The sequence below is a fragment of the Planosporangium flavigriseum genome (assembly GCF_011947225.1).
In the GTDB taxonomy this organism is placed as follows: Bacteria; Actinomycetota; Actinomycetes; order Mycobacteriales; family Micromonosporaceae; genus Planosporangium; species Planosporangium flavigriseum.
In genome coordinates this window covers 444,138-458,877 of the sequence record NZ_JAATVW010000002.1, presented here as the reverse complement: position 1 = coordinate 458,877, position 14,740 = coordinate 444,138, and the positions used below count along the sequence as shown (strand labels likewise).

Sequence of the window (14,740 nt, the reverse complement as noted above, 5' to 3'; positions counted from 1 at the left end):
TAACCAGGACGTCCGATAATCGGACGCTATTGTCCGTCATTCGTAGCTTCCATTAGGTTCGTTTCTCGTGTCAACGCGTCCAGTACCGCCGGTGTTCGTCGGTCTGCTCGACGACGCGGCGGTGTTTCCGCCCGGTAATGCGCCGCTGGCCGACGCGGTCGCCGCGCACCGGGAACACCGCGCCGCCTGGCACGCTCCCATGGTCGGCCCGTTGCTGGTCCCGCCCGAGGATGCGGCGGCCGTACCGGAGGACCTGGCCATCGGCGTCGTCGGCCAGCTTGATGCGGTCACCCGGCTACTCAAGAGCGGGCGGCCGGTCCGCCAGATCGAGGTACCCGTCGCCAAGCGAGGCGAGGACCCCCAACCCGGCCTGCGCGAACTCATCGCGCTGACCGCGAAGACCAACCTCCAGACGTACGCGGAGACCCCACTGACCTGGGGCGTGATGACGGCGCTGGACACCCTCGCGGAGGCGCGGGCGGCCGGGCTGCCGGTGGCGCCGAAGTTCCGCACCGGTGGACTGGCGGCGGAGCTGTTCCCGACCCCGGGCGAGCTCGCGGCGGTCATCTGCGCGTGCCGTGACCGGGGCCTGCCGTTCAAGCTGACCGCGGGCCTGCACGGCGCGCTGCGCCGCACCGACCCGGAGACCGGGTTCGTCCACCACGGTTTCCTCAACGTGCTGGCGGCAGCGGTCGCGGCGGCCGACGGCGCACAGCCGGCGGACGTTACGAAGGTGCTCGCGTCCAGCGACGCGGTTCCGATCGTCACCGCCGTACACGCGCGCATCGATCGGGAACGGCCGCTCTGGATCGGCTTCGGCAGTTGCGGCATCGCCGAGCCCCTGGCCGACCTTCGCGTACTCGGACTCCTGCCCAGAACGGAAGAGGCCTAGACGTGACGTGGCTCGACCTCGCCGCCGACGACCCGTTCGGCGTGCACAACCTGCCGTACGGCGCGTTCGACCCCGGTGACGGGTCGCGGCGGCTCGGCGCGCGCATCGGTGGCCAGGTGCTCGACCTCGCCGCGTTGGAGCGGGTGGGCCTCGTCGAGGCGCACAGCACCCTCCAGGCGACCACCCTCAACCCGTTCCTGGCGCTCGGACGTCCGTACTGGACCGCCGTACGGGACCGGTTGACCGAACTCCTCACCGACCCGGCGTTCCGCGACCGGATCCAGCCGTTGCTGCTGCCGCTGGCCGAGGTGACGCCCCAACTGCCGTTCGAGGTCGGCGATTACGTCGACTTCTACTCCTCGCTAACGCACGCGACCAACCTGGGGCGGCTGTTTAGGCCTGGCGCGGAGCCGTTGCTGCCGAACTGGAGGCACCTGCCCATCGGCTACCACGGCCGGGCCGGCACGGTCGTGGTCTCGGGCACCGACATCGTGCGGCCGAGCGGCCAGCGCAAGCCGCCGGACGCCGACGCGCCGACCTTTGGCCCGTCCCGGTGCCTCGACATCGAGGCTGAGGTGGGGTTCGTGGTGGGGGCGGCCTCGTCGCTGGGCCGGCCGCTGACGACGAAGGACTTCCACGAGTACGTGTTCGGCGTGGTCCTGGTCAACGACTGGTCCGCCCGTGACCTGCAGGCGTGGGAGTACCAGCCGCTGGGGCCGTTCCTGGGCAAGTCGTTCGCCACCTCGGTGTCGGCGTGGGTCGTGCCGCTCGACGCGCTCGCCTCGGCCCGGGTGCCGGCACCGCAGCAGTCGCCGCTGGTCCTGCCCTACCTGGCCGACGAGCGGATCGGGTACGACATCCGCATCGAGGTGGTCTGGGACGGCACGGTCGTGTCCCGGCCGCCGTTCTCCGGCCTGTACTGGACGCCGGCCCAGCAGCTCGCCCACCTGACCGCCAACGGCGCCTCGGTGCGCCCCGGCGACCTGTACGCCTCGGGTACGGTCTCCGGGCGGGAGCGGGACCAGGTCGGCTCGTTCATCGAGCTGACCTGGGGCGGGGCCGAGCCGGTGACGCTCGCCGACGGACGCACCCGGACGTTCGTGGAAGACGGCGACACGGTGACCCTGACCGCGACCGCTCCCGGTCCGGACGGGACCGTCGTGGGCTTCGGCGAGGTGGTCGGGCGGATCCTCCCCGCGGTCAGCTGAGCGCGGCCGCCGCGGCGGCCAGGAACGTGTCGTTCTCCTCGGGCGTACCGACGGTGACGCGCACCCCATCGCCCTGGAACGGGCGCACGATCACGCCGGCCTGCTCGCACGCGGCGGCGAACTCCAGCGACCGGTCGCCCAGCGGCAGCCACACGAAGTTGGCCTGGCTCTCCGGTACATCCGCCAGCAGCTTGCGCAGCGCGGGCAGCAACCGCTCGCGCTCGGCGACCACCTGGTCGGCGCGGCGCTGCATCTCCTCGCCTTGGGCCAGCGCGGCCAGTGCGGCGGCCTGCGCGGCGCTGGAGGTGGAGAACGGCGTGACGATCTTGCGGACCGCGGCCGCCACCTCGGGCGGGGCGACGAGGAACCCGATCCGCAGGCCGGCCAGGCCCCACGCCTTCGACAGCGTACGCAGCACCACGACGTTGGGCCGGTCGCCGGCGATCTCCAGGCCGTCGGGGACGTCGGTGTCGGTGACGAACTCCCGGTACGCCTCGTCGAGCACAACCAGGACGTTCTCAGGTACGGCGTCGAGGAACGCCGCCAGCTCGGCGCGGCGGATCGCCGTACCGGTCGGGTTGTTCGGGTTGCAGACCAGCACCAGGCGCGTCCGGTCGGTGATCGCGGCGGCCATGGCGGGCAGGTCGTGGGCGTGGTCGGCCGTGTTGGCCACCTGGACGCTCGCCGCGGCGGTGGTCGCGGCGATGATCGGGTACGCCTCGAACGAGCGCCACGAGTACAGGATCTCGTCGCCGGGCAGGCAGGCGACGCGGGCGAGGTGCTCGGCGAGCGCGACCGAGCCGCAGCCGGTGGCGATCCGGTCGGGGTCGACGCCGTACCGCTCGGCGAGCGCTTCGCGCAGCGCGACCACGCCCATGTCCGGGTACCGGTGTACGCCGGCGGCCGCCTCGGCGATCGCCTCGATCACACCGGGCAACGGGCCGTAGGGCACCTCGTTGCTGGCCAGCTTGATCGCGCCCGGCACGGAGCGGCCGGGGACGTAGTTGGGCAGCGCGTCGAGGTCTGCGCGGGTGAGGCGGCTCAACTCTGGTCTCCGCTCTTCTGGTGTTTCACGTCTACCACCACGGTGGCTGCCGACTTGTCGTGGAGGGCCTGATGCAGCGGCTGGTCAATGGCGACGAACAGGCAGTCGATGAACTGGAGTACGAACCCGATGCCGCAGGTCCACAGCAGGGTAGCGATGCCCATCGGGTTCCACCGGCGCCAGGCCCGGCCGAAGCCGAGCGGGCCGTCGGCCTCCAGCCGTAGCACCTTGATGCCGAGCAGCCGCTTACCGAGTGTCTGTCCGCTGTTGGCGAGCGCCGGCACCTCGTACGCGAACCACAGGGCGGCGGCGATCGCCGTGATCGTGAACGCGAGTCCGGAACTGTTCTGCGGCTGCGGCACGTCCTCGTAGGGCAGGTTCGCCTGCATCCGCTGGATGACCTCGCGGTAGTACGGCCAGAAGTCCAGGTAGAGCTGGTAGATGAACCAGCCGTTGACCAGGGCGTTGATGACGAGCAGGACCGCGACGTCGACCAGCCGGGCGACCAACCGGCGTCCGATGTCGGCCAGCGGGTAGCCGTGCGGGCGCGGCGCCGGCGCGAAGAGCCGGGCGTACGCGGGGTGGACCGGGTACCCGGGCGGCGGCTGGGTACCCGGCGGCACCGGCATCCCCGGCGGCGGCCAGGGCGCTCCCGGCTGGGTCGGGGGGGCTGCCTGCGGGGCCGGGGGAGCTGCCGGCGGGGCCGGCGGGGCCGGCGGGGGCGCTACCGGTGGGGGTGCCTGGGGCGCCGCAGGGGGCGGCTGGGGTGCTGCCGGTGTCGCCTGCGTCGGTGCCTGCGCCTGCGCCTGCGGTTCCTGCGCCTGCGCCTGCGGGGCCGGCTTCTCCGCCGGCGGGGCCGGCTTCTCCGCCGGCGGTGGGCCCGGCGGTGGGGTGGCGTCCGCTGGCAACGGCGCGCCGATCCAGCCCTCGCCGTCCCAGTACCGCTGGGTCGTCGGCTCCGCGGGGTCCTTGTACCAGCCAGGTTCGATCGTGCTCACGCTGCCACCTGTACCACGACGGTCTCGGCGCACTTGTCGTGCAGGCACTGCCGGTACGGCTGGTCCCACAGCTGCCACAGGCCGTCGGCCAAGTTGAAGTAGGCCGCGACGAGCGCGGACACGTGCTGTACGACCCAGCGGCGCTTCAAGGCCCGCAGGTCGACCGGGCCGCCGTCGAAGGCGCGTACCACCCGGATCTTCATGACCCGCTTGCCGATCGTCTGACCGGTGCGGTGGCACATGCGGACGAAATAGACGTATGACGCAACTACGTTCAGCGCCGCGATCATCACGGACAACAGCGCCCAGACCGGCAGCACGAACAGCGGGTCCGGCGTGGCGCCGTGCTCGATCGACGTGACGAAGGGCACGAACACCAGGGCGAACAGCAGCAACATCGGGATGAGTATCGCCGCAGTGACGATCAACCCGTCGATGATGTACGCGACAAGCCGCTGCCAGAACTCCGCCAGCGGCGCGCCGCCGGGCCCCACCGGGACGGGACGGCGCATGCCGGCCGGTGGGTACCCGTAGCCGGGCGGCGCCGCGTACCCCCCGGGCGGTGGTGCGTAGCCGGGAGGAGGCGCATAGCCGGCGGCCGGCACCGCGCTCACCGGCTGCGGCGCAGGCGGCTGCTGTTCGGCGGGATTCGTCACCCAGACAGTGTTACAGGTTGCCTCTACGCTCCTGCTCCCGCTCGATGGCTTCGAACAGGGCCTTGAAGTTTCCCTTGCCGAAGCCCAGGGACCCGTGCCGCTCGATCAGCTCGAAGAACACGGTCGGCCGGTCCTGCACCGGCTTGGTGAAGATCTGCAGCAGGTACCCGTCCTCGTCCCGGTCGACCAGGATCTTGCGGGCCTTGAGCTCCTCGATCGGCACCCGGACCTGGCCGATCCTGGCCCGCAGCTCCTGGTCGTCGTAGTACGAGTCGGGCGTGTCCAGGAACTCCACTCCGGCCGCGCGCATCGCGTCGACGCTGGCGATGATGTCGTTCGTGGCGACCGCGATGTGCTGGGCGCCCGAGCCGCCGTAGAACTCCAGGTACTCGTCGATCTGCGACTTGCGCTTGGACACGGCCGGCTCGTTGAGCGGGAACTTCACCTTGCGGGTACCGCTCGCGACGACCTTGCTCATCAGCGCCGAGTAGTCGGTGGCGATGTCGTCACCGACGAACTCCGCCATGTTCGTGAAGCCCATGACGCGCTTGTAGAACTCGACCCACTCGTCCATGCGGCCCAGTTCGACGTTGCCGACGACGTGGTCGACGGCCTGGAAGTAGCGCTTGGGGCCGCCCGCGGGGCGCTCGACGATAGGTGCGCGGGTGACGAAACCGGGCAGGAACGGGCCGCTGTAGCGCGACCGGTCGATCAGGGTGTGCCGGGTCTCGCCGTACGTGGCGATTGCGGCCACCCGTACCGTGCCGTTGTCGTCGGTCACGTCGTGCGGCTCGCCCAGGCCGGTCGCGCCCTGGTCGATCGCGTGCTGGTACGCCTTGTCGACGTCGGGTACCTCGAGCGCGATGTCGGCGATGCCGTCGCCGTGCCGGGCGTAGTGCTGGGTCGCCTCGGCGTTCCCGTGGACCCCGCCGACGAACACGAACCGGGCGGAGCCCGAGATCAGCACGTACTCGGCGTGGTCGCGGTAGCCCTGCTCCGGTCCCCGGTACGCCACGCAGGTCATGCCGAACGCGGTCGAGTAGTAGTGCGCCGACTGCTTGGCGTTGCCGACGTAGAAGCGGATGTGGTCGAGCCCCTTCACCGGGAAGGGATCCTCGGCGATGTCGTGGGCGACGGCGCCGATGAGCCGGTCCACGTCCTCCGCGGTGTCTTCGGTGATCACGGGGCGGGTAGGCGCCTGGGTCATCGTTGACTCCCTTCGGGGTGTCGTCCGACACAGCCTCGATCACACGCAGCCACTGGGCAACCGGCACTATTCTCTGTGGTCAGCTTGTACAGATAGCCGAGCAAAACCGGTTCCGAGGTGGCCAGGTTGTCTATCGATTCGCTGGATGCGCGGCTGCTCGCGCTGCTCGCCGACGAGCCACGGATCGGCGTGCTGGAGTGTTCGCGCCGGCTGCGGGTGGCGCGGGGCACCGTCCAGGCCCGGTTGGACAAGCTGACCGAGCGGGGCGTGGTCCGCGGCTTCGGGCCCGAGATCGACCCGGCGGCGCTCGGGTTCGGTGTCACGGCGTTCGTCACGCTGGAGATCAGCCAGCGGTACGGGCACGACCCGGTCGCCGCCCACCTCGCCGAGATCCCCGAGGTGCTGGAGGCGTACACGATCACCGGCTCGGGCGACCTCCTCTGCCGGATCGTGGCCCGTTCCAACGCCGACCTTCAGCGGGTCATCGACCGGGTCGTCGGGTACGAGGGGATCGTGCGCGCCTCGACGATCATCGCCCTGGCCGAGCAGATCCCGTACCGGACGATGCCGCTCGTCCGCGAGGCCGCTTCCTGACGGGTCCTGAGCGCGTCCCAAGATCCGCGCCCGTTCGCGCGCCAAGATCCGCACAGTTTGGGGGAAACTGCTGCTAATCGCCGGCTAGATAGCAGCAGTTTGGGCCAAACTGTGTGGATCTTGAGGAGGCGCGGGGTACGCGGGTGCGCGGGGTGCGCGGGTGCGCGGGGTGCGCGGGTGCGCGGGGTGCGCGGAGGAGGGGTCGTCAGAGCAGGTGGGCGTTGACCGCTCGGGCCTCGTCGACCAGCTCAGGCACCTGGACGACCTCCACGCCAGCGGCCTCGAGGTCTTCAGCGCCCCGGCCGTCGACGAAGAGCGTGGGCTCTCGCCACGCGTACACGACGCGGGGGATTCCAGCAGCCCGGATCAGGGTCGCGCAGGGTGCCGGCCGGGACTTGCGGAGGCTGCAGGGCTCCAGGGAGCTGTAGATCGTGGCGCCTGCGAGCCGCGGGTCGGCCGGGTCGACCTTCGCCAGCGCCGCCTCCTCGGCGTGTACGTGCGGGTCGGTCTCCCGCGAGTACCCTCGCACGATCTCGCGGCCGGCCGCATCGACGATGACCGCGCCCACCGAAAACGCCGTCCATGCCGGCGGGCAGCGTCGGGCCTCGCCGATCGCCGCCTCCAGCCAGTGCCGGTCCACGGCCGCCTGGGACAGCAGGTACCGGAGCACGACCACCCCGTCGAGGTTCGTCACGCTGGCGAGCAGAGGCGCGCGACCGGGAACGCCCGTGAACCGGGGCGCGCCGGGATCGCCGACGAAGCGCGGCGCGATCGCCAGTTGGAGCTCATCGGCCAGGCCCTCGGCCAGCAGTTCGGCCAGGATCGTGGCGCCACCCTCCACCATCAGCCGCCGTACGCCCCGCCCGGCCAGGTCGGCGAGGACGGTCCGGAGATCGTCGGCGGCGACGACCGTGGCGACGGAGGCCAGCCCCGCCGGCGGCGAAGGCGAGTAGACGAGTTTCTCGCTCGTGCCGACCCTGAAGAAGCGGCTGCCGGGGTCGAGGTCCCCGGCGGCGGTGACGGTCACCTTCAACGGGTTGGGCGGTAGCCCACGTGCGACGCGGGCGGCGCGGCGGGCCGGATCGCGGATGACCAGGCGTGGGTCGTCGCGGCGGATCGTGTTGGCGCCGACGAGGATCGCGTCGCAGCCGGCGCGTATCTGGTCAACCCGGTCGAAATCGGCCTCGTTGGACAGCAGCAGCCGCTGCGGGGTCGTGTCGTCCAGGTACCCGTCGATGGAGACGGCGCAGCTCAGAAGCGTGTACGGCTGGCTCGTCACGGGTACAAGTGTGCCATTTGCGGCGATCATCGGGCGTGACGCCCGCGTCACCTGTACCGATGTGCTGCGTCAGACCGTACCGGCGGCGCTACGCTCGCGCTCATGCCCGAGTTCGCATATGCGCCCCTGCTTCCTCTCGGCCCTGACACGACCGAGTACCGCCTGGTCACCACGGAAGGTGTCGCCCTCGTCGACGGGCCCGGTGGCCGTCGATTTCTGACGGTTGAGCCGGAGGTGCTCACCCGGCTGACCGACGAGGCCATGCACGACATCGCGCACTTCCTCCGGCCGGCGCACCTGGCGCAGCTGCGCTCGATCATCGACGACCCGGCCGCGTCGCCCAACGACCGGTTCGTCGCGCTCGACCTGCTGCGCAACGCGAACATCGCGGCCGGCGGGGTGCTGCCGATGTGCCAGGACACGGGCACCGCGATCGTCATGGGCAAGCGCGGCCGGTTCGTGCTCACCGACGGCCGCGACGAAGAGGCCATCGCGAAGGGCGTCTACGACGCGTACACCCGACTGAACCTGCGGTACTCGCAGCTCGCCCCGTTGACGATGTGGGACGAGAAGAACACCGGCTCCAACCTGCCGGCGCAGATCGAGATCTACGCCGAGGGCGACGAGGCGTACAAGTTCCTCTTCATGGCCAAGGGTGGCGGCTCGGCCAACAAGAGCTACCTGTACCAGGAGACCAAGGCGCTGCTGAACCCGAAGCGGATGATGCAGTTCCTGGAGGAGAAGCTGCGCCTGATCGGTACGGCCGCGTGCCCGCCGTACCACCTGGCGATCGTCATCGGCGGCACCAGCGCCGAGTACGCGCTCAAGACGGCCAAGTACGCCTCGGCCAAGTACCTGGACAACCTGCCCACCGGCGGTGACATGACCGCGCACGGCTTCCGTGACCTCGAGCTCGAGGCCGAGGTGCTGGAGCTGACCCGCAACTTCGGCATCGGCGCCCAGTTCGGCGGCCGGTACTTCTGCCACGACGTCCGTGTCGTCCGGCTGCCCCGCCACGGCGCGTCCTGCCCGGTGGCGATCGCGGTGTCCTGCTCAGCCGACCGGCAGGCCGTCGCCAAGATCACCGCCGACGGTGTGTTCCTGGAGCAGCTGGAGCGGGACCCGGCGCGGTTCCTGCCCGACGTCACCGACGCCGACACGTCCGGTGACGTGGTGAAGATCGACCTCAACCGGCCGATGGACGAGATTCGCAACGAGCTGTCGAAGTACCCGGTCAAGACCCGGCTGTCGCTGACCGGCCCGCTCGTGGTGGCCCGGGACATCGCCCACGCCAAGATCGCCGAGCGGCTCGACGCGGGCGAGCCGATGCCGCAGTACCTGCGCGACCACGCCGTCTACTACGCCGGGCCGGCGAAGACCCCCGACGGGTACGCCTCGGGCTCGTTCGGCCCGACGACCGCCGGACGCATGGACGCGTACGTGGAGAAGTTCCAGGCCGCCGGTGGTTCGATGGTCATGCTGGCCAAGGGCAACCGCTCCAAGCAGGTCACCGACGCGTGCCAGCGGCACGGCGGCTTCTACCTCGGCTCGATCGGTGGCCCCGCGGCCCGCCTGGCGCAGGACTGCATCAAGCACGTCGAGGTCCTGGAGTACCCGGAGCTGGGCATGGAGGCGATCTGGAAGATCGAGGTTGTCGACTTCCCGGCCTTCATCGTGGTCGACGACAAGGGCAACGACTTCTTCGCGGAGACCAGTCAGCCGGTGCTGACGATCGGTAAGCGCTGACGTTGAGGGAGTGGTGCCGGCTCCTGGGAAGGATCTGCCGGTACCACCCGCCAACCGAGTGAGCCGCCACCGAACCCCCTGGACGCGTAAAGATTCGTAACGCTCGGGGTTGGGCAGATAGGGGGCATGGTGGAGTACCGCATCGAACGCGACACGATGGGTGAGGTCCAGGTCCCGGCCGACGCGCTGTACCGGGCGCAGACCCAGCGGGCCGTGGAGAACTTTCCGATCTCCGGCAGCCGGCTGGAGCGCCGGCACATCAAGGCACTGGCCCACATCAAGGCCGCGGCGGCAGCCGCCAACGCCGAACTGGGCGTGATTGACCGCAAGGTGGCCGACGCGATCATCGCGGCGGCCGAAGAGGTGTGCGCGGGCCAGCACGATGACCACTTCCCGGTGGACGTGTTCCAGACCGGCTCCGGCACCTCGTCGAACATGAACATGAACGAGGTGCTCGCGACGCTCGCGACCACTCGCCTGGACAGCACTGTCCACCCCAACGATCACGTCAACGCGTCCCAGTCGTCCAACGACGTCTTCCCGACCTCGGTGCACCTCGCGGCGACCGAGGCGATCTCGTGTGACTTGATCCCGGCGCTCGACCATCTGGCGGACGCGCTGGAGCGCAAGGCCGAGGAGTTCGCCGACGTCGTCAAGGCCGGCCGTACCCACCTGATGGACGCCACGCCGGTCACCCTGGGGCAGGAGTTCTCCGGGTACGCGGCGCAGGTCCGGTACGGCATCGAGCGGTTGCAGTCGACCCTGGGCCGGGTCGCCGAACTGCCCCTGGGTGGCACCGCGGTCGGCACGGGCATCAACACCCCGCCCGGGTTCGCGCAGATGGTCATCGAGCTGCTCACGTACGAGACCGGCCTGCCGCTGACCGAGGCGCGCAACCACTTCGAGGCGCAGGGCGCGCGGGACGCCCTGGTCGAGGCGTCCGGTCAGCTGCGCACGATCGCCGCCGGCCTGCACAAGATCGCCAATGATCTCCGGTGGATGGGTTCCGGCCCGCGGGCGGGTCTGCGCGAACTGAACCTGCCGGACCTGCAGCCAGGGTCGTCGATCATGCCGGGCAAGGTGAACCCGGTCGTGGCTGAGGCGGTCCGCCAGGTCTGCGCGCAGGTGTACGGCAACGACGCCGCCGTGGCGTTCGCCGGTTCCCAGGGCGACTTCGAGCTCAACGTCATGGTGCCCGTGATGGCCCGCAACCTGCTGGAGTCGATTCGGCTGCTCACCAACGTCAGCCGGCTGCTCGCCGACCGGATGGTCGCCGGGCTCACGGCAAACGAGGAGATTGCCCGCCAGTACGCGGAGAGTTCGCCCTCGATCGTCACCCCGCTGAACCGGTATCTCGGCTACGACGAGGCGGCCGCCATCTCGAAGCAGGCGCTCGCCGACGGCAAGACGATCCGCCAGGTCGTCATCGAACGCGGTCACGTCGACAGCGGGAAGATCAGCGAGGCCAACCTGGATCGTGCCCTCGACGTGCTCGCGATGACCCGTCCGGCGTCCTAAAGCAAAGCCGTAGGTCCGAAGAGCCGTAGGTCCAGAGAGCCCTAGGAGAGGGCCTTGGCCACTGCTGCCGCGGCCGCCACCACCTGCGGGCCCACCACGTCGGCGTCCAGCACGGAGAGCGCCACGACGCCGACGCTCGCCTCCATGCCCTCGACGCCCGGCACGGGGGCGGCCACCCCGTACGCGCCCGGCTGCAACTGGCCGGCGCTGGCCACGTACCCGTGGTCGCCCTCGCGGCCGGCCAGGATCGCCTGCCCGGCCGCGCCCCGGGCGAGCGGATGTCGGGACCCGGTCCGGTAGGCGACGTGGAACTGGGTCCAACTCGGTTCGACGGCGACCAGCGCGAGCGCCTCGCCGCCCTCGGCGACGGTCAGGTGGGCGGTCGCGCCGACCTGCTCGGCGAGTCGCCGCAGCGCCGGCAGGGCGGCGTCGGCCACCAGCGGCTGTGCTCGGCGGGCGAGGTGCAGCACCCCGGCGCCCAGTCGCAGCCGGCCGGCGCTGTCGCGGCGGATCATCCCGTGCTCGCCGAGGGTGGTCGCCAACCGGTACACGACGGCGCGGCTGACTCCCAGGTGGGCGGCGGCCTCGGTCACGGTCAGCCCGGCGGGCGCCTCCGCGACCAGTTGCAGTAGGCGTAGCCCGCGGTCGAGCGTCTGGGCCGTCTCCGAGCTCACCCGCAGAATGTACGCGTACGAGGCTGATTCGCGCCGTCCCATTTCTGCCCGGTATTCCGGTCGGGAATCGGGTTGATAGGGGTTACCTACGGCAATGGCGTCGGCGGCTACCCTTGCAGAGTGACGTTGAGGCTGTACGACACCGCGACCCGCACGGTGCGGGACTTCGTCCCGCGGACCCCCGGCCAGGTGGGGATGTACCTGTGTGGCCTCACGCTGCAGGGTGGTCCGCACATCGGCCACCTTCGCGGCGGCGTCAACTACGACGTCCTGCGCCGTTGGCTGACCCATTCGGGGTATCAAGTCCGGCTCATCCGCAATGTTACTGATATCGACGACAAGATCCTGGTCAAGTCCGTCGAGGCCGGTGAGCCGTTCTGGGCAATCGCGTACGCCAATGAGCGGCGCCTCGCCCGTGACTACGCGACCCTGGGTGTGCTGCCGCCGACCTATGAACCGCGCGCGACCGGGCACATCCCCGAGATGATCGAGCTGATCAAGCTGCTGATCGACAAGGGGCACGCGTACCCGGCCGAGGACGGTAGCGGCGACGTCTACTTCGACGTCCGCTCGTACCCGGCCTACGGCGCGCTGTCGGGGCAGCGGGTCGACGCGATGGAGCCGGCCGACGACGCCCCCGCGCGCGGCAAGCGCGATCCCCGTGACTTCGCGCTGTGGAAGGGCGCCAAGGCCGACGAGCCGGCCGAGGCCAGCTGGCCCTCGCCCTGGGGGCCGGGCCGTCCCGGCTGGCACATCGAGTGCTCGGCCATGTGCTGGCGCTACCTGGGCGAGGAGTTCGACATCCACGGCGGCGGCCTGGACCTGATCTTCCCGCACCACGAGAACGAGATCGCCCAGTCGCGCGCGGCCGGGTTCGACTTCGCCCGGCACTGGGTGCACGTCGCCCTGCTCAACCTCGGCGGCACGAAGATGGCCAAGTCGCTGGGGAACGTGCTCAACGTCGAGGCGCTGGTCGCCAAGGGGATCCGGCCGGTCGAGCTGCGGTACTACATCACCGCGCCGCACTACCGCTCCGCCATCGACTACTCCGACGAGGCGCTGCATGAGGCCGCGTCGGCGTACCGTCGGCTGGAGGGCTTCGTGCAGCGGGCCGTCGAGCGGGTAGGCGCGGGCGAGCCGGCCGACCTGCCGGCCGGGTTCGTCGAGGCCATGAACGACGACCTCAACACCTCGCGGGCGCTCGCCGTCGTGCACGACACCGTGCGTGAGGGCAACGCGGCCCTGGCGGGCGGCGACGACGCCGCGGCGGCGTCAGCTCTTTCTTCGGTACGGGCAATGCTCGGCGTGCTCGGCCTCGACCCACTGAATCCACAGTGGACGACCGAGGCGACGGCCGGGCTGACCGACGTGGTCGACTCGCTCGTCGCGTTGGCGCTCGACCAGCGGGCAGCCGCCCGCACACGTAAGGACTGGGCCGCGGCGGACGCCGTCCGCGACCAGCTCAAGCAAGCCGGGGTCGTCGTGGAGGACACTCCCGCCGGCCCCCGCTGGACACTTTCGGATGGTGCCTGATGGCCGGTAATTCCCAGCGTCGCGGTCGGCGCACGACAGCCCGCAAGGGACCGACGGCCGGCTCGGGTGGCAAGGGCCGGCAGGCACTGACCGGGCGGGGACGCACCCTGCCCGCGTCCGAGCGGCCCTGGCACAAGGGGTACTCCGGCGACGAGCCGCTGCCCGAGCGCACCGCCTGGAAGCAGGAGAAGGAGCGGCGCAAGGCGGCCGCCGAGGGGCGTGCCCCCAAGGTCGGCCAGCCCGGCAAGAAGGGCGCCCCTGCGGCGAAGAGGGGCGGGGGAAAGGCCGGCCCCCGGGTCGCACCGGGGCGTAAGGCGGCTACCCCGAAGGACGCACCTGAGCTGCTCGTCGGGCGTAACCCGGTGCTGGAGGCGCTGCGCATGCACGTGCCGGCGATGGCGCTCTACATCGCGCAGGGCATCGACATGGACGACCGGGTCAAGGAGGCCGTCCGCATCGCCAGCGACCGGGGTATCCCGCTGCTCGAGGTGGGCCGCGCCGAGCTGGACCGGATGACCGGCGGGGTGCTGCACCAGGGCATCGGGCTGCAGGTGCCGCCGTTCGCGTACGAGCCGTTCGACGACCTGGCCGCGGCCGCCTCCGAGCAGGTGGCGCCGCTGCTGGTGGCCCTCGACGGGGTCACCGATCCGCGCAACCTGGGCGCGGTTGTCCGCTCGGCCGCCGCATTCGGCGCGCACGGCGTGTTCTTCCCCGAGCGGCGGGCCGCCGGGATCACCGCGACCGCGTGGCGCACCAGCGCCGGCGCCGCCGCCCGGATCCCGGTGTCGCAGGTGACCAACCTGACCCGGGCGCTCAAGGCGTGCCAGGACCAGGGGTACACGGTCGTGGGGCTGGACGCCGACGGCGAGGTGCAGTTGTACGACCTCGAGGTGGCCGTCGAACCAATGGTCCTGGTCGTCGGTTCGGAGGGGCGCGGGCTGTCCCGGCTGGTCGGGGAGACCTGTGACTTCCGGGTGAGTATCCCGATGGCCTCGGAGATCGAGTCGCTCAACGCCTCCGTGGCCGCCGCGGTTTCGCTCGCCGAGGTGGCCCGGCGCCGCCGGGACGCCGAGAACCTGGCTCCGCCGCCCGGCGCGCCGGCCATCGTTTAGCTCGGTACGGCCCCGGTTAGCTCGGTACGGTCCCGGCGGTCTGCGCGTCCTCGAACGGCGCGCGGAGCACCGCGTCGATGACGACGCTGGTGATTCCTGTGCCCGTACGGCGCCCAACCACCCTGTGGCGCGTCCATGGCTGGAATCGTGCGCGGAGTCGGCCCCTCGGTGGGGGTGTGGCGCAGGCGACCCATATGGCCGGTTTTGACCGTGGGGGAGCAGGGGTACGGGGTGCGGATGTAAGTGATCGTGTACGTGGCTGACCCCTCGCAGACGCA

The 14,740-nt window shown here is 70.9% G+C and carries 13 protein-coding genes and 1 pseudogene; 7 read left to right on the top strand and 7 right to left on the bottom strand.

The window, feature by feature from the left end:
* The first annotated feature begins 67 nt into the window (after positions 1–67).
* Complete coding sequence (locus tag HC028_RS04955) at positions 68–892, top strand: hypothetical protein (protein WP_168073277.1); 825 nt, start codon at positions 68–70, stop codon at positions 890–892.
* 2 nt (positions 893–894) lie between these two features.
* Positions 895–2,100, top strand: a complete 1,206-nt coding sequence (gene fahA, locus HC028_RS04950) for a fumarylacetoacetase (RefSeq protein ID WP_168073275.1) — start codon at positions 895–897, stop codon at positions 2,098–2,100.
* Here the strand turns inward: fahA and hisC are convergent.
* The 4 genes from hisC to hppD are packed head-to-tail and all read right to left on the bottom strand — an operon-like array spanning position 2,093 to position 6,006.
* Positions 2,093–3,145 carry a histidinol-phosphate transaminase gene (hisC, locus tag HC028_RS04945; RefSeq protein WP_168073273.1) on the bottom strand — a complete coding sequence of 351 codons (1,053 nt, stop codon included), beginning with the start codon at positions 3,143–3,145 and terminating at the stop codon, positions 2,093–2,095. The genes fahA and hisC overlap by 8 nt on opposite strands.
* A complete protein-coding gene (locus HC028_RS04940) occupies positions 3,142–4,143 on the bottom strand; it encodes an RDD family protein (protein ID WP_239075675.1) in 1,002 nt (333 codons plus the stop codon). The genes hisC and HC028_RS04940 overlap by 4 nt, the downstream gene beginning before the upstream one ends.
* The gene (locus tag HC028_RS27365) at positions 4,140–4,799 is read right to left on the bottom strand and encodes an RDD family protein (RefSeq protein WP_168073271.1); all 660 of its coding nucleotides are present in this window, start codon (positions 4,797–4,799) and stop codon (positions 4,140–4,142) included. Before HC028_RS27365 ends, HC028_RS04940 begins: the two co-directional genes overlap by 4 nt.
* Before the next feature lie 10 nt (positions 4,800–4,809).
* Complete coding sequence (hppD, locus tag HC028_RS04930) at positions 4,810–6,006, bottom strand: 4-hydroxyphenylpyruvate dioxygenase (protein WP_168073269.1); 1,197 nt, start codon at positions 6,004–6,006, stop codon at positions 4,810–4,812.
* A 126-nt stretch (positions 6,007–6,132) separates the two neighbouring features.
* Here hppD and HC028_RS04925 point away from each other — a divergent pair, with 126 nt between their 5' ends.
* Entirely contained in the window at positions 6,133–6,600 is a 468-nt protein-coding gene (locus tag HC028_RS04925) for an Lrp/AsnC family transcriptional regulator (protein WP_205861019.1), read from the top strand.
* A 205-nt stretch (positions 6,601–6,805) separates the two neighbouring features.
* Here the strand turns inward: HC028_RS04925 and HC028_RS27360 are convergent, their stop codons facing one another.
* Both HC028_RS27360 and HC028_RS27355 read right to left on the bottom strand, forming a co-directional pair.
* A complete protein-coding gene (locus tag HC028_RS27360; protein WP_373314008.1) occupies positions 6,806–7,258 on the bottom strand; it encodes a cytidine/deoxycytidylate deaminase family protein in 453 nt (150 codons plus the stop codon).
* Positions 7,235–7,879, bottom strand: a pseudogene (locus tag HC028_RS27355) (RibD family protein); the annotation flags it as partial. The gene HC028_RS27360 and the pseudogene HC028_RS27355, both read right to left, overlap by 24 nt.
* 102 nt (positions 7,880–7,981) lie before the next feature.
* Between HC028_RS27355 and HC028_RS04915 the strand changes: the two are divergent.
* Positions 7,982–9,625: a fumarate hydratase gene (locus HC028_RS04915; RefSeq protein ID WP_168073263.1), complete on the top strand. Its 1,644-nt coding sequence runs from the start codon at positions 7,982–7,984 to the stop codon at positions 9,623–9,625.
* Between the two features lie 126 nt (positions 9,626–9,751).
* Positions 9,752–11,143 carry a class II fumarate hydratase gene (locus tag HC028_RS04910; RefSeq protein WP_168073261.1) on the top strand — a complete coding sequence of 464 codons (1,392 nt, stop codon included), beginning with the start codon at positions 9,752–9,754 and terminating at the stop codon, positions 11,141–11,143.
* Between the two features lie 41 nt (positions 11,144–11,184).
* Here HC028_RS04910 and HC028_RS04905 read toward each other — a convergent pair whose 3' ends face one another.
* Positions 11,185–11,817, bottom strand: a complete 633-nt coding sequence (locus tag HC028_RS04905) for an IclR family transcriptional regulator (protein ID WP_338091267.1) — start codon at positions 11,815–11,817, stop codon at positions 11,185–11,187.
* 120 nt (positions 11,818–11,937) lie between these two features.
* Between HC028_RS04905 and cysS the strand changes: the two genes are divergently transcribed.
* Both cysS and rlmB read left to right on the top strand, forming a co-directional pair.
* Positions 11,938–13,350: a cysteine--tRNA ligase gene (cysS, locus tag HC028_RS04900; protein WP_168073257.1), complete on the top strand. Its 1,413-nt coding sequence runs from the start codon at positions 11,938–11,940 to the stop codon at positions 13,348–13,350.
* The gene (rlmB, locus tag HC028_RS04895) at positions 13,350–14,462 is read left to right on the top strand and encodes a 23S rRNA (guanosine(2251)-2'-O)-methyltransferase RlmB (RefSeq protein ID WP_168073255.1); all 1,113 of its coding nucleotides are present in this window, start codon (positions 13,350–13,352) and stop codon (positions 14,460–14,462) included. The genes cysS and rlmB overlap by 1 nt, the downstream gene beginning before the upstream one ends.
* Positions 14,463–14,740 lie beyond the last annotated feature (278 nt).

What these genes read in the sequence shown, in the direction of transcription:
- HC028_RS04915 (WP_168073263.1), top strand. Translation starts at nt 7,982, where the DNA reads ATGCCCGAGTTCGCATATGCGCCCCTGCTTCCTCTCGGCCCTGACACG.
- rlmB (WP_168073255.1), top strand. Translation starts at nt 13,350, where the DNA reads ATGGCCGGTAATTCCCAGCGTCGCGGTCGGCGCACGACAGCCCGCAAG.
- hppD (WP_168073269.1), bottom strand. Translation starts at nt 6,006, where the DNA reads ATGACCCAGGCGCCTACCCGCCCCGTGATCACCGAAGACACCGCGGAG.
- HC028_RS04910 (WP_168073261.1), top strand. Translation starts at nt 9,752, where the DNA reads ATGGTGGAGTACCGCATCGAACGCGACACGATGGGTGAGGTCCAGGTC.